This is a genomic window from Pseudomonas sp. WOUb67 (assembly GCF_050058005.1).
Classification (GTDB): domain Bacteria; phylum Pseudomonadota; class Gammaproteobacteria; order Pseudomonadales; family Pseudomonadaceae; genus Aquipseudomonas; species Aquipseudomonas putida_R.
Genome location: NZ_CP170112.1, coordinates 3,821,421 through 3,844,315 on the forward strand (window position 1 = coordinate 3,821,421; position 22,895 = coordinate 3,844,315).

Annotated in this window: 21 protein-coding genes and 1 pseudogene; 9 read left to right on the plus strand and 13 right to left on the minus strand. The window is 64.8% G+C overall.

The window, feature by feature from the left end; all coding sequences use genetic code 11:
• Positions 1–218: 218 nt before the first annotated feature.
• The 9 genes from ABOC32_RS17200 to ABOC32_RS17240 all read right to left on the minus strand — a co-directional run bounded on the left by ABOC32_RS17200 (position 219) and on the right by ABOC32_RS17240 (position 10,819).
• Complete coding sequence (locus tag ABOC32_RS17200) at positions 219–1,841, minus strand: dipeptide ABC transporter ATP-binding protein (RefSeq protein WP_426808099.1); 1,623 nt, start codon at positions 1,839–1,841, stop codon at positions 219–221.
• Positions 1,838–2,728: an ABC transporter permease gene (locus tag ABOC32_RS17205; RefSeq protein ID WP_426808100.1), complete on the minus strand. Its 891-nt coding sequence runs from the start codon at positions 2,726–2,728 to the stop codon at positions 1,838–1,840. Before ABOC32_RS17205 ends, ABOC32_RS17200 begins: the two co-directional genes overlap by 4 nt.
• Positions 2,729–2,730: 2 nt before the next feature.
• Entirely contained in the window at positions 2,731–3,681 is a 951-nt protein-coding gene (locus ABOC32_RS17210; protein WP_426808101.1) for an ABC transporter permease, read from the minus strand.
• Positions 3,678–5,306, minus strand: coding sequence for an ABC transporter substrate-binding protein (locus ABOC32_RS17215; protein ID WP_426808102.1), 1,629 nt, complete (start codon positions 5,304–5,306; stop codon positions 3,678–3,680). The genes ABOC32_RS17210 and ABOC32_RS17215 overlap by 4 nt, the downstream gene beginning before the upstream one ends.
• Before the next feature lie 152 nt (positions 5,307–5,458).
• Positions 5,459–6,253, minus strand: coding sequence for a class II aldolase/adducin family protein (locus ABOC32_RS17220; RefSeq protein ID WP_426808103.1), 795 nt, complete (start codon positions 6,251–6,253; stop codon positions 5,459–5,461).
• Positions 6,254–6,276: 23 nt separating this feature from the next.
• Positions 6,277–7,221, minus strand: coding sequence for a D-isomer specific 2-hydroxyacid dehydrogenase family protein (locus tag ABOC32_RS17225; RefSeq protein ID WP_426808104.1), 945 nt, complete (start codon positions 7,219–7,221; stop codon positions 6,277–6,279).
• Entirely contained in the window at positions 7,218–8,354 is a 1,137-nt protein-coding gene (locus tag ABOC32_RS17230) for an acyl-CoA dehydrogenase family protein (protein WP_426808105.1), read from the minus strand. Before ABOC32_RS17230 ends, ABOC32_RS17225 begins: the two co-directional genes overlap by 4 nt.
• Before the next feature lie 443 nt (positions 8,355–8,797).
• Entirely contained in the window at positions 8,798–9,688 is an 891-nt protein-coding gene (locus tag ABOC32_RS17235; RefSeq protein WP_043200191.1) for a LysR family transcriptional regulator, read from the minus strand.
• Between the two features lie 84 nt (positions 9,689–9,772).
• Entirely contained in the window at positions 9,773–10,819 is a 1,047-nt protein-coding gene (locus tag ABOC32_RS17240; RefSeq protein ID WP_426808106.1) for a LacI family DNA-binding transcriptional regulator, read from the minus strand.
• A 260-nt stretch (positions 10,820–11,079) separates the two neighbouring features.
• On the opposite strand from ABOC32_RS17240, the gene ABOC32_RS17245 reads away from it, so the two are divergent.
• Genes ABOC32_RS17245 through ABOC32_RS17260 form a run of 4 tightly spaced genes read left to right on the plus strand, consistent with a single transcriptional unit; the run spans position 11,080 to position 16,655 of the window.
• On the plus strand, positions 11,080–13,296 hold the full coding sequence (locus ABOC32_RS17245; RefSeq protein ID WP_426808107.1) for a TonB-dependent receptor: 2,217 nt from the start codon (positions 11,080–11,082) through the stop codon (positions 13,294–13,296).
• A gap of 51 nt (positions 13,297–13,347) precedes the next feature.
• Positions 13,348–14,682: an LLM class flavin-dependent oxidoreductase gene (locus ABOC32_RS17250; RefSeq protein WP_426808108.1), complete on the plus strand. Its 1,335-nt coding sequence runs from the start codon at positions 13,348–13,350 to the stop codon at positions 14,680–14,682.
• Positions 14,679–15,722, plus strand: coding sequence for an L-glyceraldehyde 3-phosphate reductase (gene mgrA / locus ABOC32_RS17255; RefSeq protein WP_426808109.1), 1,044 nt, complete (start codon positions 14,679–14,681; stop codon positions 15,720–15,722). The genes ABOC32_RS17250 and mgrA overlap by 4 nt, the downstream gene beginning before the upstream one ends.
• Before the next feature lie 3 nt (positions 15,723–15,725).
• Positions 15,726–16,655, plus strand: a complete 930-nt coding sequence (locus tag ABOC32_RS17260) for an aliphatic sulfonate ABC transporter substrate-binding protein (RefSeq protein WP_426808110.1) — start codon at positions 15,726–15,728, stop codon at positions 16,653–16,655.
• Between the two features lie 122 nt (positions 16,656–16,777).
• Here ABOC32_RS17260 and ABOC32_RS17265 read toward each other — a convergent pair whose 3' ends face one another.
• The gene (locus ABOC32_RS17265; protein WP_043200199.1) at positions 16,778–17,257 is read right to left on the minus strand and encodes a GNAT family N-acetyltransferase; all 480 of its coding nucleotides are present in this window, start codon (positions 17,255–17,257) and stop codon (positions 16,778–16,780) included.
• Positions 17,258–17,344: 87 nt separating this feature from the next.
• Between ABOC32_RS17265 and ABOC32_RS17270 the strand changes: the two are divergent.
• The 5 genes and pseudogenes from ABOC32_RS17270 to ABOC32_RS17290 all read left to right on the plus strand — a co-directional run.
• Positions 17,345–17,547: pseudogene (locus tag ABOC32_RS17270) on the plus strand (LysE family translocator); the annotation flags it as partial.
• Between the two features lie 24 nt (positions 17,548–17,571).
• Positions 17,572–18,444 (plus strand): alpha/beta fold hydrolase, encoded by an 873-nt coding sequence (locus ABOC32_RS17275; RefSeq protein WP_426811619.1) that lies wholly within the window; start codon positions 17,572–17,574, stop codon positions 18,442–18,444.
• Positions 18,445–18,540: 96 nt separating this feature from the next.
• Positions 18,541–19,428: a pirin family protein gene (locus ABOC32_RS17280; protein ID WP_086975662.1), complete on the plus strand. Its 888-nt coding sequence runs from the start codon at positions 18,541–18,543 to the stop codon at positions 19,426–19,428.
• Between the two features lie 88 nt (positions 19,429–19,516).
• On the plus strand, positions 19,517–20,443 hold the full coding sequence (locus tag ABOC32_RS17285) for a DNA-3-methyladenine glycosylase family protein (protein ID WP_426808111.1): 927 nt from the start codon (positions 19,517–19,519) through the stop codon (positions 20,441–20,443).
• Between the two features lie 186 nt (positions 20,444–20,629).
• The gene (locus ABOC32_RS17290) at positions 20,630–20,890 is read left to right on the plus strand and encodes a DUF1652 domain-containing protein (protein WP_258657277.1); all 261 of its coding nucleotides are present in this window, start codon (positions 20,630–20,632) and stop codon (positions 20,888–20,890) included.
• Between the two features lie 20 nt (positions 20,891–20,910).
• Here the strand turns inward: ABOC32_RS17290 and ABOC32_RS17295 are convergent, their stop codons facing one another.
• The 3 genes from ABOC32_RS17295 to alkB form a co-directional block, all read right to left on the minus strand.
• Entirely contained in the window at positions 20,911–21,525 is a 615-nt protein-coding gene (locus tag ABOC32_RS17295; protein ID WP_426808112.1) for a Yip1 family protein, read from the minus strand.
• An 86-nt stretch (positions 21,526–21,611) separates the two neighbouring features.
• Positions 21,612–21,899, minus strand: a complete 288-nt coding sequence (locus ABOC32_RS17300) for a hypothetical protein (protein WP_234224438.1) — start codon at positions 21,897–21,899, stop codon at positions 21,612–21,614.
• 167 nt (positions 21,900–22,066) lie between these two features.
• Positions 22,067–22,714, minus strand: coding sequence for a DNA oxidative demethylase AlkB (alkB, locus tag ABOC32_RS17305; protein WP_426808113.1), 648 nt, complete (start codon positions 22,712–22,714; stop codon positions 22,067–22,069).
• Positions 22,715–22,895: the final 181 nt, after the last annotated feature.

The window sequence follows — 22,895 nt, forward strand, 5'->3', positions numbered from 1 at the left end:
TGCTAATTATGAAATCTAAAAATAATATCGATGCTTAATGATGCTTTATGTGCATTTTGAGTCTGGGGCTGATCTGAGATTTCTGGGGGCGCTTTGCGCCCCTTTCGCGACACAAGGCCGCTCCTACAGGGGACCGCGTTGCCTTGAAAAAACGCGGTCCCCTGTAGGAGCGGCCTTGTGTCGCGATGGGCTGCAAAGCAGCCCCGAGGCCCTCAAGCTCAAGCCGCAACAGTGACCAACTGCCCGGGCACGGCGGCAATCAGCTCTCGCGTGTACTCACTCGTCGGCCTGTCGAACACCTGCGGCACCGTCCCTCGCTCCACCACCTGCCCTTGGCGCAGCACCAGCACCTGGTCGGCCATGCTCGCCACCACCGCCAGGTCATGCGACACCAGCACATAAGCCATGCCCAGCTCCCGTTGCAGTTCATCCAGCAGTGCCAGAATCTGCGCCTGCACCGACACGTCCAGCGCGCTGACCGGCTCATCGAGTAGCAACAGTTCTGGCTGCAGCGCCAGCGCCCGGGCAATCGCCACGCGCTGGCGCTGGCCGCCGGACAGTTCGCGGGGCAGGCGGTCAAGGTAATGAAGAGGCAGGTGCACGCGTTCGATCAGTTCGCGGGCGCGTTGTTCCAATGCCGCACCTTTGAGCAGGCCAAACGACACCAGCGGCTCGACGATGCTGTCAAACACCGTGAAACGCGGGTCGAGGGCGGCGAAGGGGTTTTGCTGTACCAGTTGCATGCGTCTGCGCAAGGGGCGGAACTGGCGCCAGCCGTGGCCGGTGACATCCTGCTGGTCGAACAGCACGCGGCCTTGGCTGGGCGCTTCCAGGCCCAAGGCAATGCGCAGGGCGGTGCTCTTGCCCGAACCGGATTCACCGACGATGGCCAATGTTTGCCCCGGGTGAACCTGCAAGTCCAGGCCCTGCAACGCGACAAAGCGGTTGTCCTGGCCTTTGACCCTGGGCAACTCGAACGTTTTGCCAACACCCTGCAGGCTGAGGATCGGCTTTGTGCCTGGCGCCAGTTGCCGGGGCTGGCGACGAGCGCTGAAGGCCGGTGCGGCATTGAGCAGGGCGCGGGTGTACGGGTGCTGTGGTGCCTGCACGATCTGCGCAGGTGGGCCTTGCTCCACCAGTTCGCCCTGCTTCATCACCAGCAGGCGGTCGGCGCGGTCGGTGGCCATACCCAAGTCGTGGGTGATGATCAGCAACGAGATGCCACGCTCGGCCACCAGCCGCTGCAAGTGATCGAGGATCTTGCGTTGTACGGTGACGTCCAGTGCGCTGGTGGGTTCGTCGGCGATGATCAGGCGCGGGTTGCCGGCCAGGGCGATGGCGATCAGCACCCGCTGGCGCATGCCGCCAGACAGCTCGTGCGGGTACTGGCGGGCGCGCATGGCCGGGTTGTCCAGGCCAACCTGGGCAAGCAATTCCAGCACATCGGCATCGACGCTGCGCGAGCGGCCGCCTTGGGCCAGCACCAGCGCCTCGCCGATCTGCTGGCCAATGCGCAGGGTGGGGTTAAGGCTGACCATCGGGTCTTGCGGCACCAGGCCGACGGTACGCCCACGCAGCTGGCGCTTCTGCCGTTCGCTGGCGCGCACTACATCCAGCCCGTCGACCCACAGCTGGCCACTGTCGATGCGCGCCGTGCCCGGTAGCAGGCCGAGCAGGGCGTTGGCCAAGGTCGACTTGCCCGAGCCTGACTCGCCGACAATGGCCACGGTCTCGCCCTGGGCCAGGCTGAAGGTAAGGTGCCTGACGGCTTGCGTGGCCTGGCCGGAGGCGTGATAGCTGATGCTGAGGTCGCGTACCACAAGCAATGGCTGGTCGTTCATCGTGGGTGCTCCTCGAAGGTACGGGCAAGGTGGTTGAGGCTGAACACCACGGCGACCACGAACAGGCCGGGCAGCAGCGACACCCAGGGGGCGGTGATCAGGAAGTGCCGGCCGTTGGCAATCAAGGTGCCCCATTCGGCCGCTGGCGGTGCTGCGCCAAAACCGAGGAAACTCAGGCCGGCAGTGGCCAGGATGGCGGCGCCGAAGTCCAGCGTGGCCAGCACGGCCACCGGCCCCCAGGCATTGGGCAGCACGTGGCGCAGCAAGGTGCGACGCCAGCTGGCGCCACCCAGGCGTGCGGCTTCGACATAGGGCAGGGTCTTGACCCGCAGCACTTCGCCGCGGGTGGTGCGGGCAAAGCCAGGGATGATGCCGACGCCGACGGCGATTGCCACCGGCACCGTGCCAAAACCGATGGCGGTGACAATGGCCAGGGCCAGCAGCAGGCCGGGCAGGGCCAGCAGCACATCGACCAGGCGCATGAGGGCGGCATCCAGGCGCCCGCCGGCAAACCCGGCGAGTACGCCCAGGCTCAACCCGCCTGCCAGGGCAATACCAACCGCCAGCAATGCGGCCTGCACCGACAGGCTGGCGCCATACACCACGCGGGTGTACAGGTCGCGGCCCAGCTCGTCGGTGCCGAACCAATGCACGGTGCCAGGTGCCCGCAGTTTGTCGGCGGGGGACGTGGCGTAAGGGTCGAAGCTGGTCAGCCAATGCGGCGCCAGCGCCGCCAGCAGGGCGAACAGCACCACCAGCAGCGCCAGGCTGAAGCCCGGGCGCGCCAGCAAAGGGGCGAGTGCCTGGCCCAGGCGCTGCAGGCGGGTGCGGCGCTTCCAGCTGGCTGGCGGGGCGGCGGCACGCAGGGGGTGAGTATCGGCGGTCATGGTCAGGTCACCTTCGTGGCGTGGGCGATGCGGGGGTCAAGGTACGGGTACAGCAGGTCGACGATCAGGTTCACCAGCACAAAGGCTGCCGCCGACACTGCGACAATCGCCAGCACCACCGGGATGTCTTGGCGCAGCACGGCTTCCTGGGCCAGGCGGCCGACGCCATTGCGCGAGAAAATGGTCTCGACCAGCACTGCTCCGGACACCGTGTTGCCCACCTGCAAGCCGACCAGGGTAAGGATTGGCAGGGCCGCATTGCGCAGGCCGTGCCGCGCCTGAACCTGCGCGCGGCTCAGGCCCTTGGCGAAGGCGGTGGCGATATACGGCTCCTGCCATACGCTCTGGAAGCCGCGCTGCAGTACCTGGGCGTACACCGCAGCACTGGGAATGGCCAGGGTCACGGCCGGCAGCACCAGGCTGGCAAAGCCCTGGCTGCCGGTGGCCGGGAACCAGCCCAGGCCAAAGGCGAACACCTGGATCAGCAGCAGCCCCATCCAGAACACCGGTACCGAAAAACCCAGTGACGGCAAGCGTGACAGCGCCACTTTCAGCGGTTGCCATTGCAGGTAGGCGGTGAGGTAGGCCAGGCCGACGCCGCCAAGCAACGACAGCACGATGGCAAAGCCGGCCAGGGCCAGGGTTTGCGGCAGGCGCTCGGCCAGCAGCGCGGTCACTGGCCGGTTCAGTGACAACGACTGGCCCAGGTCGCCGTGCAGGGCCCGCCACAGCAGGTCGAAGTACTGCTCGAAAATGCCTTTGTCCAGCCCGTAGTAGGCACGGGCCTTGGCCAGATCCTCGGGCGACAGGCCATCGGCTTCCATGCCCGATGCACTGAGCATGATCGCCAGGGTGTCACCGGGCAGCAGATAGAGGATGAAGTAGGTGATGGTGTAGGCGCCCCACAACACCAGCAGCGCTTGGCCGATGCGGCCGATCAGGTAGCGGTTCATGGCTGCGCGACCTGGATGTCACTGAGGAAGGCAAAGCCTTCGGCCGTCCAGCGGAAGTCCTTGACCCGTGGTGCGGTGGCGGCTTGCCACACGCGCTCGTACAGCGGGAACGCCGAGGCTTCGTCAACCAGCAGGTCTTGCAACTGGCCATAGGCCTGGGCGCGTTGCTCGTCGCGGGTGGCGGTAATGCCGTTGTCGAACAAGGTTTGCGCCTGGGCCAGGGTGTGTGGCTCGTAAGTGTTTGTGGCCAGGGTGGCACTGCTGGCGGCGCGCGGGTCGAGGATAGTCTGCAGGATGATCGGGTCGGCGCGGGTCATGTAGGTGGAGGTGAGGTCGTAGTTGCCGGAGGCGTTGCCGGCCACCCATTCGGCACGGGTCAGCACGTTCAGCTTGAGGTCGATGCCGACCTTGCGCAGTTGGTCCTGCACCAGCACATCGCCGGCACTCTCGGCGGGGGTGAGGTTGTAGCGCAGGGTCAGGCGTTTGCCGTCCTTGTGCCGGTAGCCGTCGTCACCCTTGCTCCAGCCTGCGGCATCCAGCAGGCGCTCGGCGCCCTGCGGGTCGTAGGCCAGCTTGTCGGCCTGGGGCTTGAAGTACGGCGTGGTCACGTCATACACCCCGGTCACCACCGGGAACTCGGCGTTGTATACGGTGTGGGCATAGCTGGTGCGATCAATGGCCTTCTGCAGGGCCAGGCGCACCTGGCGGTCGCCCAGCAGGCGGTCGTTGCGGGTGTTGGGGTAGAGGTTGAGTGCCGGGCCTGGCAACGAGCGGCTCTGGATGGTCGCGCCCTTTGCCTGGAACAGCTTCAGGTCAACTTCGGAAAACGGGTTGCGTGGCCAGAGGATGTCGGCCTTGCCTTGCAGGAACAGGCCGTTGCGCACGCTTTCTTCGGGGATGTAGCTGATCTCCACGCGGTCCAGGTGGGCGGCGCCGGGGTTCTTGACGTTGGCCGAGGCCCAGGCATAGTCCGCTCGCTTGACCAGGCGTGCGCCGACTTCCGGGGTGTAATGTTCGAGGATGAACGGGCCGGTGCCGATGATCTTGCCCAGCGAACGCTCCTGGGCAGTGAGCGCGTAGGAGGCCGGGGCGAGGATGGCCAGGTTGGTGGTGGACGTGGCCTGCAGGAAGCCGGCGTTGGGCCGCGACAGCACCAGGCGCACGGTGAACGGATCGACCACTTCGGCATGGTCGAAACCGGCCAGGTAGGTGGCGCCGAACGTGGCAGGCAGTTGTGCCGCGAACGCCTTGTTGCTGTCGAAGGCGGTTTTCACGGCTTGGGCGTCGAAGCGCTCGCCGTTGCTGAAGGAGACGTCCTGGCGCAGGTGGAAGGTGTACTGCAGGGCGTCGTCACTGACCTCCCAACTGCTGGCCAGCCACGGGATGATGCGGCCTGTGGCCGGGTCTTGGTCGGTAAGCGATTCGGCGACGTTGCGCAGCAGTACGCGGTGCTCCAGCCAGTAGACCTGGAACGGGTCGACGCTGACCAGCGTGGTGTTGTCGCCCCAGAAGGCGATGTTCAGGGTTTTGCTGGTGGCATCTTCGCTGGAGGGGGAGCAGGCGGCGAGCGTGAAGGCCAGGGTGGCGCAGGCCAGCAGGCTTCTGGCCAGGTGAAGTGGAGGCATTGGGCGTTCCTTCAATGGGGTATGAGGTGTTTGTTCGGGCCCTATCGCCGGCAAGCCAGCTCCCACAGGAACGCCACTGGATCCAGGCCTGTGGTGGTCCTGTGGGAGCTGGCTTGCCGGCGATAGGGCCGGTACAGGCCACAGACAATCTGTCAGTCCTGGTAATCCAGCCCCTCCCGATCCAGCTGCCGGATCAAGGCATCCCAATGCCGCCGTATCCCTTCACCCAGCCCATCGGAAAACCGCTTGGACTGCTCATGCACCCTGGCAATCGCCGCCGGCGCAGCATGCAGCAACTGGTCGTTGCCCCCGGCTTGCGCCGCTACCTGGATGTTGCAGGCACGTTCCAGCCCGTGCAGTTCACGGAAGGCATGCTCCACGCTGATACCCCCGGTAAGCAGGCCATGGTTGCGCAGGATGAGGATGTTGCTGTCGCCCAGGTTGCCTACCAGCCGCTGCTGCTCGTCCAGGTCCAGGGCGACGCCTTCGTAGTCGTGGTAGGCCACGCGGTTGTAGTACGCCAGGGCGTGCTGCGAGATCGGCAGCAGGCCGTCGCGCTGGGCCGACACCGCCGCGCCATCGCGGGTGTGGGTGTGCAGCACGGCCTTGAGGTCATGCCGGGCGCGGTGGATGGCGCTGTGAATCACATAGCCTGCCTGGTTGATGCCCAGGCCCAGCGGGTCGTCGATGATGGTGCCGTCCACGTCCACCTTCACCAGGTTGGACGCGGTGATTTCGTCGAACAGCAGGCCGAAGGCATTGATCAGGAAATGTTCGTCAGGCCCCGGCACACGTGCCGAGAAGTGCGTGTAGATGTGGTCGGTCCAGCGGAACAGCGCGGCCAGGCGGTAGGCCGCCGCCAGCTTGACCCGCACCTCCCATTCTTCGGCGCTGACCCGTTGGCGTACGGTGTTTTCCTGGGCGGTGACGACAGACAGTGCAGTCATGGTGTTCTCCAATAGGTGTGGGTTCAGTAGCCGCGCCGGGTGTCGACAAGGTTGAGCAGCGGCGCCTGTTCGCGGTAACGGGCAAAGTTGTCGAGAAATGCCTCGAGCAGCGCGGGGTAGCCGTCCTCGGAAATCGCCGAGGTGTGCGGCGACAGGAATACCCGCGGGTGGTGGTACAGCGGGTGGCCTGCCGGCAACGGTTCGGGTTCGGTGACATCGAGGCTGGCGCGGCCGATCAGCCCGTTGTCCAGGGCTTCGAGCAAGGCCTCCTGGTCCAGCAGCCCGCCACGGGCGATGTTGATCAGGTGCAGTCCGGGTTTGGCCTGGGCCAGCACCTGGCGGTCGATCAGGCCACGGGTGGCGGGGGTGAGCGGGGCGGCGATGACCAGGTGATCGCTGCCGGCAAACAGCTGCTGCAGGTTGTCGACGCGCTGCACGCCCGGCACCTCGGCAATGGGCTGGCCTGGGCGGTTCAGCGCCAGTACCGGCATGCCCAGGGCGTTTGCCTTGCGTGCCAGGCTTTGGCCGATGCTGCCGAAACCGAAGATGCCCAAGGTGCGGCCACGCACCGGGGCCAGCGGGGTCAGGCGCCAGTCGGCGTCCTTGACCCACAGGCCCGGCAGTTGTTTGGCCGCGGCAAACACCAGGGCCAAGGCGAATTCGGCTACCTGTTCGGCATTGGCGCCGCGGCCACTGGTGACCGGCGGGCCCTGAAACACCCAGTCGGGGTAGAAGTCGATGCCCGAGGACACCACCTGCACCCAGCGCAACGACCACGGCCAGCCGGCTGGCGGGTTGTCCACGCGGTTACCGCGTACATTGATCGGGCGCACGATGAACACATCGGCGGGGACGTCCAGCTGTAACTGGCCCGGGCCGATATCGATCACTTCATGGTCGGGCAAGCGATCGCGCAGGTATTGGTTGGCCGGTGCGTCCAGCTGGCTGGCGATGATCGAGTGGCTCATGCCGCCACCTCCGCCAGGGCGGCACGGCCGACATGGCCGAGCACTACGTCGTCCTGCGGCGTGTGGATGCGGCTGCACAGCACATCACGGTAGTGCCGCTCCAGCGGGTTGCGCCGCGACAGGCCTGGGTTGCCGGCAGCCTCGATGGCCAGTTCCACGGCCTGGATGGCGTTGCGGCTGACCAGGTGCTTGAGCTGCCCGGCGTGGCGCGAATCGACCTGCCCGGTCACGGCCGCATTCAACAGGCTCTGGTTGGCGAACAGCAGCGTATCGATACGCCCGACCACGTCCTGGAAACGTGGCAGGCTGGCCAGCGGTGCACCCAGGTTGGACGGCGCGCGCTGGTTCAGGAACTGCACCAGCCAGTCGCGTGCGGCCTGGGCCACACCGTCGTAAAGCGCAGGCAGCAACACCGCCATCCACAACAGGGCTGTGCTGTCGAGTTCGGCGCGCGGTGCGCTGGCCGGGCTGACGCTGACGGCATGATCGAGCGGGATCAGCACCTCGTCGAACTGCACTTCATGGCTGCAGGTGGCGCGCATGCCCAGGTGGTCCCAGTCTTCGACGATACGGATGCCCGGGGTGTCCTTGTGCACCAGGAAGCCGCCCACCAGTGGGTCCTGGTCGTCGCTGCGGGCCCAGACCAGGTACCAGGCCAGGCCATGGCTGCCAGTGGAGTAGATCTTGCGCCCGGACAACCGCCAGCCTTCGGCGGTGCGCCGGGCGACGGTGGCCGGCAGGCCGCCGCGGGCGGGTGTACCCAGTTCTGGTTCAACGCGGAACGCATTGATCAGCGCGCCGTCGGCCACCGCGTCGCGGGCCACTTGCAGGCGCAGGTGCTCGGGCCAGCGGTCTTCGTCCTGCAGGCGGAAGTGCTGCAGGTACTGCATTACCAGGATCAGTGCGGTGGACGGGCAACCTTTGCCGACCGCAGCGATTACCTGACGCGCACTGGCCAGGTCGGCGCCACCGCCGCCCAAGGCGCGGGGCACGGTGAAACCCAGCAGGCCGTGGCGGTGTAGCAGGTCGAAGTTGTCGGCGGGGAACTGGCCGCTGCGGTCGTAGCGTTCGGCGTTGGCGGCCAGGGCCTGGGTGAGTTCGGCAAGCGCGCTGGCAGAAGGGGGGTGACTCATGGGTATTCATCCCTGGAACACGGTGGGTTTGTAAGACCGTATTCGTATGGATGACCGCTGTAAAAGTCTTTTTGGTTCTATGGTAATTATTAATTGTGAGAATTACATTGGTTGATTGATATGTGTATTGGTTATTTTGATGCTGTGGATTTTCAGTGCCTGTGAGATCGAGCGCCGCCCGCGCGGCGCATCGCGAGCTGCGCTCGCTCCTACGTTTGTTGCGGGCCAATTATTCCTGCGAGGTACACGCGCGGATGCTTTGGCGCATGACGCGATATCGTGTCGGACCAACAAAGCGGTCGCGCGCGCCTGTCACAGGCGTTACTGGCCAAAAACAAACGTAGGAGCGAGCGCAGCTCGCGATGCGCCGCGCGGGCGGCGCTCGATGTACGCCTAACTACAACTCTCAAGTCAGGTACCCGCAGCCCCCCGGCATGTTCAGCTCAACCACAGAGCTGCTGCCCGGCCACCCGGCCAAACAGCTCGACCGGCTCCTGCAGGTTGCCCAGGTAGCGTGGGTGGAACAGCCACAAATCCACCTGCGGCTTGAAGTCCGTCACATTGACCACGTCCAGCGCATCCCGGTGGCGGCTGTTCTGCAACAAGGGTTCGGGCACCAGGCCAAGCCCCTGTCCATTGGCCACCAGCCCCAGTTGCAGCTCGGTGCCAAAGGTCTCCAGGTTGATCGACAGCCTCAGCCCCTGTTCGCTCAGGGCGCGCTGCAGCCCGGCGCGAAAGCCGCAACCATCGGGGTTGAGCACCCAGCCACGGGTGTAGCAGTCCTTGAGCTTGAGGCTGCGCTTGCCGGTACTGCCCTTGGCCGCTACCACCCGCAGCGGCATGCGGGCGATCGACTGGCTGGCGATGCCCTCGGGGAAGATCTTGCCGGGCGGGAACAGCGCCGCGGCGGCATCCAGTTCGCCGTTTTCCATGCGCGCGATCAGGCTGCTGCCCCAGCCACTGGTGACCTGGGTGCGCAGGTCGGGGTAGGTTTCACGAATTTGTGCCAAGGCATCCAGCAGCACCACATCGCCAAGGGTTTGCGGCACGCCCAGGCGCAGGGTACCGGACGGGGCCCCGTCGTTGGCCACCAGCTCGCGCAGCGAGTCGATCTCACGCAAGATGGCCTTGCACTGCTCGTATACCCGCAGGCCCATGGGGGTCGGCTTCAGCGGCTTGGTGTTGCGGTCGAGCAGGGTGGCGCCCAGGTCTTCCTCGAAGTTCTGCACCCGGCGGGTGATGGCCGGCTGGGTCAGTTGCAGGGCCTCGGCGGCGAGGTTGGTCGACTGGCAACGGATGACCGCCACAAAGGCGTCCATGTCATCGATTTTCATATTCGGCGCTCACATATTGGGGCGGTGGGACATACCAGAGGAGAATAATCCTCAATGGCGGGATTGTCACAGCACCTGTGCACCTCACGCGCTTTCGCGGGCAATCAACTCGCACGCCAACAGGTTCAGCCGCTGCACTTCACCCTCACACACCACCACGCCCAGGTGCTGCAACACCCGCAACGCCGCCACTTCGCCTATTTCCCGCGAGGGCGGGCGCAGGGTGGTGAGGCTGGGCAGCAGCATGTCGGCAAAGGGGTAGTCGCCAAAGCCGACGATGGCCATGTCGTCGGGTAGGCGCAAACCGGCGCGTTGCCCGGCCAGCAAAGCACCGGCCGCCAGGTTGTCGTTGGCGAAGATGATCGCCTCGGGCCGTGGGGTACGGCGGATCAACGCTTCCATGGCCTGCTTGCCCGCCTCGAACGGCGCGCAGTCGGCCGAGGGCACGAACACCCAAGGCTCCAGCCCGGCTTCCCGCAATGCGTCGATATAGCCATCGCGGCGCTCCAGCGCACTCAGGTCGCCGGCCGCGCTGTTCTGCACGAAAGCGATGCGCCGGTGGCCCTTGTCCAGCAGATAGCGGCAGGCCTGCACGCCCACCTGGTGATGAAGGAAACCCACTTGCAAGGGCGATCGCTCAGGGCGGTAGTCCCAGATTTCAACCACGGGCACGTCTGCGTCGGCCAGCATTTTTTCCGTGGCCGGGCTGTGAAAGTGGCTGGTTACGACCAATGCTGCCGGCGACCAGCCGAGAAAGGCCCGCACAGCGCTTTCTTCCTGGGCTTCGCTGAAATAACTGGAAGCCAGCAACAACTGGTAGCCATGGCGGCTGAGGGTATCGCTGAACGCCTGGATAGTCTGGGCGAAGATCGGCCCGGAGATGTTCGGTATCACCATGCCGACAATGCGCCCGCGGGCCGAGGCCAGCCCCCCGGCCACCAGGTTGGGCACATAGCCCAGCGCCTGCACGGCAGCTTCGATACGCTCGCGCAAAGGCGGCGAAACCTGGTCTGGCTGGTTGAAGTAGCGCGACACGCTGATGGCCGAAACCTCAGCGGCCCTTGCCACCTCGGCGAGGGTGACACGGCCTGCGCCGCGGCGCTTGCGGGGGGGATCCTTGGCCTGGCTCACCGGACTGCCTCCTGGGGAAAAGGCGCGATGTTAGCGCTAACGGAAAGGTACTTGGCAAATAGCTTAATCGCATATCAAGATGAATTTTAATTATTTGACGTGCTAAGCAGCGCCCTCTGATACTTGCTCATGTTAGCGCTAACAAGCGCAGCTGTTGGCAAGCGCCTGCCACTCGCACGAGCGAGACCAGACAACCACAGCAACTCCGTGTTGGCCCCGCCAGAAGGGGCCTGGTCTGGTTTCCCGAGGCAGTGAGTACCATGCAGAAAAGCCGTACACCATTCCCCGCTACGCAACGTCGGCCGCTGGCCGCAGCCATCCTGCTGGCCGTTTTTGGCCAAGGTGCCCAGGCAGCCGAGCCGGCCGAAGCAGCGGCCCCGCAGGCCACTGCATTGGGCGCTGTGACCGTGACCGCCACACGCCGCGAAGCCACGCTGCAGGAAGTGCCGGTGGCCGTGTCGGTGATCGATGGCGAACAACTGGAGCGAGACAACCGCAACAACGTTGCCAGTATCGTCCAGCAGGTGCCCACCCTCAATTACCGTGCTGGCGCCTCGAACAAGGACACCTCGCTGTTCATCCGTGGTGTGGGCACCATTTCTACCTCGCCCGGGGTGGAGCCAACCGTCGCGACAGTAGTGGATGGCGTGGTGTTCGGCCGCCCGGGCCAGTCGACCCTCGACCTGCTCGACCTTGAACGCATCGAGGTACTGCGCGGGCCGCAGGGCACGCTGTTTGGCAAGAACGCCTCGGCTGGCGTACTCAACGTGGTCAGCAAGGCCATCCCCGAGCAGACCCAGGGCTATGTGGACTATTCGCACTTTGGTGGTGGCGACGAGAACCGCCTGCGCTTTGGTATTGGCGGGCGCCTGAGCGAGCAGTTCAAGGGTTCGTTGAGCACCTTGTGGGGCGACTACGATGGCAATGTCGAGAACGTTGCCAATGGCCACGACGTCAATGGTTACGAACGCAAAGGCGCCCGCGGCAAGCTGGAGTTTGAACCCAACGAAGCCCTGCGCCTGACCCTGATCGCCGACTACATGAAGGGCGAGGACACCTTGCCCAGCGGCGTGATCACCAGCGCCAGCGCCGCATTCGCCAGCCAGTTGCGCCCGGTGACGCCAAGCGCCCATAACCGCGATATCAACAGCGACTTCAAGACCCACGTCGAGGACGAGAACCAGGGGCTTTCGGCGCAGCTGGACTGGCAACTGGGCGACTACACCCTGACGTCGATCAGCGCCTGGCGGGGCTGGGACAACACCCAGTACCAGGATGGCGACCGCCGCGCCTTGCTGCCGGTGACGGCGTCCCATGACAAGGGCACGGTGGACTATGACCAGTACAGCCAGGAGTTTCGCCTGACGTCGCCCAAAGGGCAGTTCAACGAATACGTGCTGGGCGCCTTCTACATGCATGGCACGTCCAACGAGACCTACCAGCGCCTCTCGGTCAATGGCGGCGTGGCCAACACTGGCCGCGCCGACTATTCCACCACCAACGACAGTGTCGCGCTGTTCGGTGAAAACACCTTCAACTTCACCGACGACTTCCGTGCCATTTTCGGCCTGCGCTGGACCCACGATGACCTTGAGTACGACCATCGCCGCGTCTCCAGCTCGGCCACAGCAGTGACCGGTATCCAGCCCTCGACCGCAAGTTCCGGCTCGGTGGACGAGGACGGCTGGAGCGGGCGCACCGGCCTGCAATACGACTTCAACGACAGCCTGACCGGCTACGTCACCTACTCGCGCGGCTATAAAGGGCCGGCCTACAACGTGTTCTTCAACATGCAGCCGCGCGACACCGGGGCGCTCAAGCCCGAAACCTCGGATGCCTACGAGATCGGCTTGAAAAGCACGGCGCTGGACAATCGCCTGACCGCCAACCTGGCCGTATTCCACACCGACTACGACAACTACCAGGCCAACTTCTTCGACACCGTGGCCAACCAGGTGGTGACCCGCCTGGTCAACGCCGGCAAGGTCAAGACCCAGGGTGTGGAGCTGGATGCCAGCTTCCAGGCCACCTCGCGCCTGAAGCTGTCGACAGCCGTGGCCTACACCAAGGCCCGCGTCGACCACTTCAACTGCCCGGCGGGCGCGGCGGCCAACTGCAACATCGACGGCGGCCGGCTGCCGTTTACGCCGGACTGGAAGACCTACCTGCGCGCCGATTACGTGATCCCGCTGGACAACGGCCTGGATGTGGAGCTGAGCAGCGATTACAGCTGGCAGGACGCGGTGCAGTTCAGCCTCGACCAGAACCCGGACACTGTGCAGGGCGCCTATGGCATCTGGAATGCCAGCATTGCCCTGGCCGACTACAACGACGGCTGGCGCGTGGCCCTGCTGGGCAAGAACCTGGGCGACAAATCGTATGCACAGATGCTGGCCAGTGGCGGCGACTACATCTACCGCTCGGTACCGCGGGATGACGGGCGCTACTTCGGCGTGCAGCTGCGCAAAGACTTCTGACGCGCCGCCGCTCCCACAGGGATCGCGGTCTTTTCGGACAAGGAGAACCACATGCCCCGCCAAATGAATCTGGGCGCCTTCCTCATGGCCACCGGTCACCACGTGGCCGCCTGGCGCCACCCGGACGTGCCGGCCGACCCGCTGGATTTCGCCACCTACAAGCGCACCGCACAAATCGCCGAAGCCGCGTGCTTCGATGCCTTGTTCGTCGCCGACAGCGTCGCCGCGCCCAGCGACCCGCTGGCTAGCCACAGCGCCCGCTCGGTGTACTTCGAGCCGCTGACGCTATTATCGGCGCTGAGTGCGGTCACCGACCGCATCGGCCTGATCGCCACGGCCACCACCAGTTACAACGAACCGTACCATGTGGCCCGCAAGTTCGCCTCGCTGGATCACCTGTCCGCAGGGCGTGCCGGCTGGAACCTGGTCACCTCCGACGCTGCCGCCGAGGCCGGCAATTTTGGCCGCCAGGCACACATCCCGCATGCCGAGCGCTATGCCCGCGCCCGCGAATTCCAGCAGGTGGTGCAGGGGCTATGGGACAGCTGGGCCGATGACGCATTCGTGCGCGACAAGGCCAGTGGCCTGTTCCACCACCCGCAGGCCGTGCGTGCTCTTGACCATGTGGGCGAGCACTTTCGCGTCAAGGGCCCGCTCAACGTGGCCCGCTCGCCACAGGGGCGACCGGTGCTGGTGCAGGCCGGGTCGTCCGAGACCGGCCGCGAGCTGGCCGCACAAAGCGCCGAGGTGGTGTTCACCGCCCAGCCGAGCCTGGCCCGCGCACAGGCTTTCTACGCCGACCTCAAGGGTCGCCTGGCCCGCCATGGGCGAGATGAACATTCGCTGAAGATCATGCCCGGCGTGTTTGTGGTGGTGGGCCAAAGCCAGGCGCAGGCTGAGGACAAGTACGAACAGTTCCAGGCGCTGGTCGACCCGCGTGTCGGCGTTGGCCTGCTCGGGCGCATGCTCGGCAACTTCGACCTTTCCGGCTACCCGCTGGACGGCCCGCTGCCCGAGTTGCCGCCCACCGAGGATGGCCAGCGCAGCCGCCAGCAACTGCTGACCGAACTGGCCGGCAACGAACAGCTGACCCTGGCCCAGCTGGGCCGGCGCATCGCCGGTGGGCGAGGGCACTACAGCCTGGTCGGCACCCCGACGCAGATCGCCGATGAGCTGCAGGCCTGGTTCGAAGGCGGTGCCGCCGACGGCTTCAACGTGCTGGTGCCGCACCTGCCATTGGGCCTGGAGGATTTCGCGCTGCAGGTGGTGCCCGAGTTGCAGCGCCGCGGCCTGTTCCGCCGTCAGTACCAGGGCCACACCCTGCGCGAACACCTGGGCTTGCAGCGCCCGGCCAACCCTTACTTTGCCGAACGAGGCCAACCATGAGCTACACCGCCAACCCCGAGCGCTATGCGCGCATGCCTTACCGCCGCGTCGGTCGCAGCGGCCTGGTGCTGCCGGCCCTGTCCCTGGGCCTGTGGCACAACTTTGGCGATGCCACGCCTATCAGCACCCAGCGCGCCTTGCTGCACACGGCGTTCGATGCCGGTATCAACCATTTCGACCTGGCCAACAACTACGGCCCGCCCTATGGCAGTGCCGAAACCAACTTTGGCCGGCTGCTGCGCGAAGACCTGCGCAGTTACCGCGACGAGCTGATCATTTCCAGCAAGGCCGGCTGGGACATGTGGCCGGGCCCATACGGGCAGGGCGGTAGCTCGCGCAAGTACCTGATAGCCAGCCTGGACCAGAGCCTGGCGCGCCTGGGCCTGGATTACGTCGACATCTTCTATTCGCACCGCTTCGATGCCGATACCCCGCTGGAAGAAACGGCCATCGCACTGGCCGACATTGTGCGCCAGGGCAAGGCGCTGTACATCGGCATCTCGTCCTATTCGGCCGGTAAAACCGCAGAGATAGCGGCCTTGCTCGAAGAGCTGAAGGTACCACTGTTGATCCACCAGCCGTCCTACAACCTGTTCAACCGCTGGATCGAACGGGACCTGCTCGACACCACCGATGCATTGGGCGCAGGGGTGATCGTGTTCACCGCGTTGGCCCAGGGCCTGCTCAGTGACAAGTACCTGAATGGCATCCCGGCCGATGCCCGTGTGAACCGCGCGGGGGGCGGCTCGCTGCTGCCCCAGCATTTGTCGGAAGCCAACATTGCCCGCGCACGCGCCCTGAATGAGATTGCCCGTGAGCGAGGCCAGAGCTTGGCCCAACTGGCCCTGGCCTGGACCCTGCGCGACTCACGGGTGAGCTCTGCGCTGATCGGTGCCAGCCGGCCCGAGCAGATTACCGAGAACGTGGCTGCGCTCGACAACCTGGCTTTTACCGCCGAAGAGCTGGCCGCCATCGACCAGTACGCCGTGGAAGGCGGGATCAACCTGTGGGAAAAACCCTCGACTGACTGGAAGGAGTGACCCATGCGCTTGCTACGCCTTGCCATGCTGCTGTTGCTGGCCTTCGCCGGAGCGGCCCAGGCCGCAGACCCGGCTACTTTGCGTATCGGCTACCAGAAGGGCTCGATCAGCCTGGTGCTGGCCAAGCAGCATCAACTGCTGGAGCAACGCTTTGCGAACACCCGCGTGCAATGGATCGAGTTCCCCGCTGGCCCGCAGATGCTTGAAGCGTTGAACATCGGCAGCCTCGATATCGGCTCGACCGGTGATATTCCGCCAATCTTCGCCCAGGCCGCCGGCGCCGACCTGCTGTACATCGGTGCCGAGCCGCCCAAGCCCCAGGCCGAAGTGATTTTGGTGCCGAAAGACAGCCCGATCAGCGCAGTGGGTGAACTCAAGGGCAAGCGCATTGCCCTGCAGAAGGGTTCCAGCGCGCACAACCTGCTGTTGCGTGCCCTGGCCAAGGCCGGGCTGAGCATGCGCGATGTACAGCCGGTGTACCTGGCACCTGCCGATGCCAGGGCGGCGTTCGAGCGGGGCAGTGTGGATGCCTGGGCAATCTGGGACCCGTTCTACTCGGCCATCGACCTGGAGGGCAAGGCGCGGCTGCTGGCCGACGGCCAAGGGTTGGGGCTGATCGGGCCGTTCATGCTGGGCGCACGTGCGTATGTCGAGGCCAATGGGGCATTTGTCGGGCAATTGCTGGACGAAATCAGCCGCGCCGAAGCGCTTACCCGCAGCGACGAGGCCAGCAGCATCCGCTTGCTGGCGCAGTTCATGGGTTTGCCAGAAGCGGTGGTACAGCGCAGTTTCAGCCACCGCCCGGCATCACCGGTGCTGCCGGTGAGTGACGAGATCGTGGCGGCGCAGCAGCGTACGGCGCAGCTGTTCTTCGACAACAAGGTACTGCCCAAGCAGGTCGACATTGCCGGGGCAGTGTGGCGGCGGGAGTAACCTGACCTGTCAGGGCCCCATCGCCGGCAAGCCAGCTCCCACAGAATCATCGCTGACCTTAAGGGCTGTGCAGTACCTGTGGGAGCTGGCTTGCCGGCGATAGGGCCGGAACAGCAAGCCTGTCAACCGCGGGCGAATGCCGCCAGCTTCTCGCCATCCAGCCGGTAGCGCACCCACTCATCCTGCGGCTCGGCCCCCAGCTTCTGATAGAAGCCGATCGCCGGCTCGTTCCAGTCCAGCACGCTCCACTCCAGGCGCCCGCAATTGTTCGCCACCGCCTCGCGGGCAATGTGCCGCAGCAATTGCCGGCCAGCGCCGTCGCCACGTTGTTCAGGCGTGACGTACAGGTCTTCCAGGTAAATACCGTTGCGCCCGAGCCAGGTCGAGTAGCTGTAGAAGTACACGGCAAAACCGACTGCCCGGCCATCGCGTTCGCACATCAGGCTACGCACGGTGCTGCCCTCGTCGAACAGGCTGTGTTCGATGTCGGCCAGGGTGGCGACCACCTCGTGGCGAGCTCGTTCGTACTCGGCCAGCTCGGTGATAAAGGCCAGGATCTGCTCGGCATCGGTGCGAACGGCTGGGCGAATGGTGAGGCTCATGGTGACGGCTTCCTTGATCAGGGTTAGCGGTACAGATACTGGGTATCTGCATAATTTAAGATAACTGCATCGGTCGCTCAATCCACCAAGCCCTGGGTGACGGCGGTGGGAGCGATTACCACCTCCACGTCGGCCCGAGGCTATGTCACAAATGTAATTGTGATCGCCACATGGCTCGCTTTGGTCAACCTGCTGCAGAACCCGCGCTGGCTGGTGCTGTTCAATGAGCTGATGGCCTTGTTACTGGTGATTCACTGTACCCGCTGCTGTTTGTAGAATCAGCGTTTTCCTACCCTCCACGAGTATGGCAACCGATGCAGTTGATCCCCTGGTCCCATGAATGCGCCGAAGGCTTCACCCTGCGGGGTTGGCGAACCCCGGCCAGTGGCAAGCCGTTGCTGCATTTTTTGCACGGCAACGGCTTCTGCTGCCTGGCCTACCAGCCTTTGCTGATGCGCTTGGGCGAGCATTTCGACCTGTGGCTGTGTGACGTTCAAGGGCATGGTGACAGTGATCATGGCGGGGTGTTTCGCGGCTGGAATCGTACCGCCGCGTTGGCATTGGAAGCCTTTCAGGCCGGGCGTGACGAATACGGCGGCGTACCGCTGTTTGCTGTAGGGCACAGTTTTGGTGGCGTGCTCACCGGCTTGATCCTGGCCAGTGAGCCGCAGCTGTTTGCGCGTGCCGTGCTGCTCGACCCGGTACTGTTCAGTCGGAGCACGATCGGCTTGATGAGAGCGGCATCCCTTGTCGGCCTGCATCAGCACAGTGCTCTGGCCCGCAAGACTACCAGGCGCCGCAGCCACTGGCCCGATCGCGGGGCTGCCTTGGCTTCGCTGCAAGGACGGGGCATCTTCAAAGGGTGGGCCGATGCGGCGCTACAGGCCTATGTCGAGCATGCGATCGGTGAGAGTGGCGAAACAGTGGTGCTTAAATGCCGGCCAAGCCGCGAAGTGGAAATCTTCAGCTCAGTGCCAGAACGCATGTGGGCGAGCTTGGCGGCTATCAGCACACCGACACGCGTTTTTCATGGTGAGCAGACGTATTCGTTCGTGTCACATTCGGCGAACCGGCTGGCGTCGATCAACCGCAGTGTGACCGCACAGCAAGTGGCTGGAGGGCACTGCTTCATGCAGGAAGACCCGGCCATGGCGGCCGAGCAGGTGCTCGCTTTCTTGCAGGGGTGACTGTTCCACAGGTGGAACGATGTATGCCATATCAGCCGTCTATCGCCTGATTGGTATCATTGATAAGGTTATCCCAGCCAAGAGAGGAGCCTTCTCATGAAAAACATTCTGGGTATCCACCGCAGCCCACACGCCCATTGGGTAGGTGATGGCTTTCCCGTGCGCAGCCTGTTCACTTACGACAACCTGGCCAGCCGGATCAGCCCGTTCCTGCTGCTGGACTACGCCGGCCCCCATGACTTCACCCCGACCACTGCGCGGCGCGGCGTTGGCCAGCACCCGCACCGCGGTTTCGAGACCGTGACCATCGTCTACCAGGGCGAGCTGGAGCACCGTGACTCCACGGGCGCTGGCGGCCTGATCGGGCCAGGTGATGTGCAGTGGATGACCGCCGCCAACGGCATCATCCATGAAGAGTTCCATTCCCCGGGCTTTGCCCGCAGTGGCGGTACGCTGGAAATGGTCCAGCTGTGGGTCAACCTGCCAGCGCGTGACAAGCGTGCAGCCGCCGGTTATCAGACGTTGCTGGGCGGCGACATCCCAGTGGTGGCGCTGGACGCAGACGCCGGTAGCTTGCGGGTGATTGCCGGTGACTACCGTGGACACCAGGGGCCTGCCCGTACCTTTACCGCCATGGACGTGTGGGACCTGCGGCTGAATGCCGGCGCGTCCTTGCAGCTGCCAGTTGCTGCCGGTCGAAACGCCGCGCTGGTGGTGTTGCGCGGTAACGTGCAAATCAACGGTGAGCGCGATGCGGGCCCGTCCAGTCTGGTCCTGCTCGACCCGAAGGGTGAGGATGTCACCGTCGAGGCGCTGGAAGGTGCCAGTGTGCTGCTGCTGAGTGGTGAACCCATCGATGAGCCGATTGTTGGCTATGGCCCGTTCGTGATGAACAGCCAGGCGGAGATTGCCGAGTCGTTCGACGATTTCCATGCCGGGCGGTTTGGGCAGATGCAGGATGAGCGGGAAGGGGCCGCACACTGAGCCTTTGCTGGTAATGCCGGGGGTGCGAAGCACCCCCGGCATTCTTGAACATGGATTGGCCCCCAGGGTTTTCTGGCATGATCATCCTATGCCCAAGCCCACACTTCAGCACGCCGTGCGCCGATCATTGCCTACCCCCGGCCAACACACCCTGTGGCTGCGCTACCGTGCCCCTTATCACTGGCCCTCAACCCTAAGCTTCCTCGCCGCCCGCTGCATCCCCGGTATTGAAACCTGCCTCGACGGCACCTATCGCCGCACCCTGGTCGTTGGCGGCCTCCACGCTGTCCTGCGCGCCACCCCCTTGCGCAACCAGTTACGGGTGCGCCTCGAAGGCGTTCCCGCAACTGCATTGCCCGGCCTGATCGCCAGGCTAAGGCGCTTCTTCGACCTCGACGCCGACCCTGCGGGCATCGCGGCCGAATTATCCTGCGACCCTTTGATGGCCCGTTTGGCCCGCGAGCGCCCAGGCCTGCGTGTGCCCCAAGGCTGGGACGCTTGCGAACAGGCCATGCGTACCGTGCTGGGCCAGCAAATAAGTGTGGCCGGCGCCATGACCCTGGCGGGCCGGCTGGTGCAACGTCACGGCGCGCCGCTGCGACTGTCGGCACCAGGCTTGAGCCACGTGTTCCCGGCTTTGCCGGTATTGGCGAATGCGCAGTTCGAAAACATGGGCATGCCGCGAGCGCGCGCCACCACCCTAGGCACCCTGGCCAGCGCCTTGCTGGCCGACCCCGGGTTGCTGCGTCGCGGCCAAGCGCTGGATGATCTACTGCGCAACCTGTGCCGTCTAAAAGGCATCGGGCCGTGGAGCGCGCATTACCTGGCGCTGCGCCAGGCTGGGGCTGCGGATGCCTTGCCGTTGGGCGATGTGGCCTTGATCAAGGCACTGCGCCTGCTTGAGGGCGATGACGCGAAACTGGCCGAACGGGCGCTGGCCTGGCGACCGTGGCGGGCCTATGCGGCGCAGCACCTGTGGGCTTCGCTGGGGCCGGCAGGCACCGCTCGTCGTTAAGTCGGCCATTGCATTCGAACACTCGGCCCATGCCTGCAATCTTCCACTAAGGTGCTAGAGGATTCCCCGCATGATCATTGCCCCGGCGCATGGACGCCTGCCCGGGCATGCGCAATATCAATTGGCGCCCCGCCCGATAAAGGCGTACTCACTCACAACAGGCCATCGCACAGAGAGGGTCGTACCATGTCGTTGATAGGAGTTTCGATGCTGGAAATGCGGCAGATGATCGAGCAGGCCTGCTTGCCTGATCGCTGTGAAGTCAGCTGCCTGGATGGCGCCAACCTGACCATCCGCCTGGGTCAGGGTCAGAGTCTGGACGAGGGCGTGACCCTGAACGGGGTTCCGCTGCAAAGCCTTAACAGCTGCCGTGATCTGGTCCACCTGGTGGGGCAGCTGCACGCGCTGCGTGACAGCCGCCCGGCGCGATTCAGGTCGATTGCCTGAGGGCGCCCGTCGTGCCCCGGTCAGCCCAGGCTGGCCGGGCGTACGTATTCCGGCATCAGGCCGTTGAACCAGAACAGAATCATTGCCACCAGCATGGTCACCAACAGTAGAAGCCCCACCCCCCAGACGCATGTCGCGAACAGCATCGCCTGTTCCTTTTTCAGCCGCAGGAAGGTCTGCAACCCGCCATACAGCAATACGCTGGCATAAGCCGAGGCAGCGAGCAGGGCGGCGAAGGCCACCCAGCGGATCGGCACCAGCCCGACCACTCCGGCAAAGAACCACGGCGTGGCGCAGTAGGCGGCAAAACCAATGCATTGGTTTAGGCTGGGCTGCGCGTCGAACCCTCGCGACATCCAGCGGATCATCACCCCCATCAGCATCACGCCCACGACTGTAGTGGCATACAACAGCCCTGCCAGTTGCGCGGCGCTGCCCATGCTCAGGCGTACCCGCTCCTCGGCTGCCAGGCTCCAGCCGAAGGTGGTAGTACCGACGAACAGACACACGGCGGGTATCAATGCCAGGGCCAGCAGGCGCGGCAGGTATTGCTGTGGGTGGTCTTCTTCGGCCCGGCGGATATCCAGCCAGGCGTCGGCGGGGTGGGTGAAGAGCTTGAGCAATGGACTGTTCATGGCGTTCTCCGGCAGGCACGGGCCCTTTTGCTATGGAGATACGCCGCGCCGGGCCGGTTCAGCCGGTTTGGCCGCCGTTGATCGGCTTATTGCAGCTCCAGCAGCAGGTTCAGGCCGCCATCACCGCACTTGCCCTTGTCGCGAACCACACCATGGTAGCTACGCCCATCCCAGACGAAGGCCACGCTGTGCGCACGGTCGACCTTGTCAGGCAGTGGCGGGCAAATGTGCAGGCGCAGCCCCGCGCGGCCTTGCAGGGTGAGTGCGGCGAGCTGGCATTGGCATTCCACGCTCTGCGCCACCGGGCCGAACAGGGTGTCGCGTACGTAATCGAGCTGCAGCGAGGCATTGGGTGCGCGGCCAGGCATCTTCATCGGTACGTGGCTCCATCGCAACGGCTTGAAGGGCAGGGCGGTTTCGGCATGGCAGGCTCCAGGCAAAAGAAGGCGGCTTAATATTTGAAGCTTGCCTGGCCAAGATGTTCAACGTGTTTCATGTGCATTCATCTTGTTAGCGCCGGGTGGCAGACCACTGGCCCAGTTCAGCCACCCGCCTTGCGCAACGTCAGGTTGATCCGCCGCTCGCCCATGCGCGGATGCACGCCAGGTTTTATAGGCAGCACGCCATGAAAGCGCAAGCGGTCCTCACCGCCCCAGACCAGTACATCACCGTGGCCCAACGGGATACGCCGGGTTTTGTCGGCGCGCTGCAGGCCGCCGAACAGGAACACCGCCGGCAAACCCAATGACACCGACACGATCGGCTGGCCGAAGTCCTGCTCGTCACGGTCCTGGTGCAGGCTCAGGCGAGTGCCTGGCAAATAGTGGTTGACCAGGCAGGCATCCGGTACGAAACCCTCGAAACCTGCCAGGGCCGCGGCGCGGGCGGCGAGGGCGAGCAAAACCGGGGGCAGGGCGGGCCAGGGCTTGCCGCTGAGCGGGTCGCTGGAGCTGTAGCGGTAACCGTGTTCGTCACTCACCCAACCCAACGTGCCGCAGTTGGTCAGGCCTACTGCCATACGCAGGCCACCCGGCGTGTGCATGTGCCGAAAAGGCGCTGCGCGCAGCACCGGGCGCAGGGCATCGAGCAGCGCCTCGGTTTCGGCCAGGGCGAAGCCGGGCAGCAGCACGGTGTGGCTGGCCAGGCGTTGCGGCTGAGGGCCGAACAGGTCGAGGTCGGACTGGATCATGGCACTGCACATGTTCGAGGGATTACATAGTGTATCCCTGTAGGAGCAGCCTTGTGCTGCGAAGAGGCCGGTATGCCTCACAATGATGTGCCGGTCCTGCAAGGCCCTTTCGCAGCACAAGGCTGCTCCTACAGGGATTGCATATCCCGGGCAGAATGAGAAATTGCATAGGGTGTGAGCG

What these genes read in the sequence shown, in the direction of transcription:
- ABOC32_RS17245 (WP_426808107.1), top strand. Translation starts at nt 11,080, where the DNA reads ATGCAGAAAAGCCGTACACCATTCCCCGCTACGCAACGTCGGCCGCTG.
- ABOC32_RS17260 (WP_426808110.1), top strand. Translation starts at nt 15,726, where the DNA reads ATGCGCTTGCTACGCCTTGCCATGCTGCTGTTGCTGGCCTTCGCCGGA.
- ABOC32_RS17230 (WP_426808105.1), bottom strand. Translation starts at nt 8,354, where the DNA reads ATGAGTCACCCCCCTTCTGCCAGCGCGCTTGCCGAACTCACCCAGGCC.
- ABOC32_RS17275 (WP_426811619.1), top strand. Translation starts at nt 17,572, where the DNA reads ATGCAGTTGATCCCCTGGTCCCATGAATGCGCCGAAGGCTTCACCCTG.
- ABOC32_RS17220 (WP_426808103.1), bottom strand. Translation starts at nt 6,253, where the DNA reads ATGACTGCACTGTCTGTCGTCACCGCCCAGGAAAACACCGTACGCCAA.
- ABOC32_RS17285 (WP_426808111.1), top strand. Translation starts at nt 19,517, where the DNA reads ATGCCCAAGCCCACACTTCAGCACGCCGTGCGCCGATCATTGCCTACC.
- ABOC32_RS17205 (WP_426808100.1), bottom strand. Translation starts at nt 2,728, where the DNA reads ATGACCGCCGATACTCACCCCCTGCGTGCCGCCGCCCCGCCAGCCAGC.
- ABOC32_RS17210 (WP_426808101.1), bottom strand. Translation starts at nt 3,681, where the DNA reads ATGAACCGCTACCTGATCGGCCGCATCGGCCAAGCGCTGCTGGTGTTG.
- alkB (WP_426808113.1), bottom strand. Translation starts at nt 22,714, where the DNA reads ATGATCCAGTCCGACCTCGACCTGTTCGGCCCTCAGCCGCAACGCCTG.
- ABOC32_RS17225 (WP_426808104.1), bottom strand. Translation starts at nt 7,221, where the DNA reads ATGAGCCACTCGATCATCGCCAGCCAGCTGGACGCACCGGCCAACCAA.
- ABOC32_RS17295 (WP_426808112.1), bottom strand. Translation starts at nt 21,525, where the DNA reads ATGAACAGTCCATTGCTCAAGCTCTTCACCCACCCCGCCGACGCCTGG.
- ABOC32_RS17215 (WP_426808102.1), bottom strand. Translation starts at nt 5,306, where the DNA reads ATGCCTCCACTTCACCTGGCCAGAAGCCTGCTGGCCTGCGCCACCCTG.
- ABOC32_RS17265 (WP_043200199.1), bottom strand. Translation starts at nt 17,257, where the DNA reads ATGAGCCTCACCATTCGCCCAGCCGTTCGCACCGATGCCGAGCAGATC.
- ABOC32_RS17300 (WP_234224438.1), bottom strand. Translation starts at nt 21,899, where the DNA reads ATGAAGATGCCTGGCCGCGCACCCAATGCCTCGCTGCAGCTCGATTAC.
- ABOC32_RS17290 (WP_258657277.1), top strand. Translation starts at nt 20,630, where the DNA reads ATGTCGTTGATAGGAGTTTCGATGCTGGAAATGCGGCAGATGATCGAG.
- ABOC32_RS17280 (WP_086975662.1), top strand. Translation starts at nt 18,541, where the DNA reads ATGAAAAACATTCTGGGTATCCACCGCAGCCCACACGCCCATTGGGTA.
- mgrA (WP_426808109.1), top strand. Translation starts at nt 14,679, where the DNA reads ATGAGCTACACCGCCAACCCCGAGCGCTATGCGCGCATGCCTTACCGC.
- ABOC32_RS17235 (WP_043200191.1), bottom strand. Translation starts at nt 9,688, where the DNA reads ATGAAAATCGATGACATGGACGCCTTTGTGGCGGTCATCCGTTGCCAG.
- ABOC32_RS17200 (WP_426808099.1), bottom strand. Translation starts at nt 1,841, where the DNA reads ATGAACGACCAGCCATTGCTTGTGGTACGCGACCTCAGCATCAGCTAT.
- ABOC32_RS17250 (WP_426808108.1), top strand. Translation starts at nt 13,348, where the DNA reads ATGCCCCGCCAAATGAATCTGGGCGCCTTCCTCATGGCCACCGGTCAC.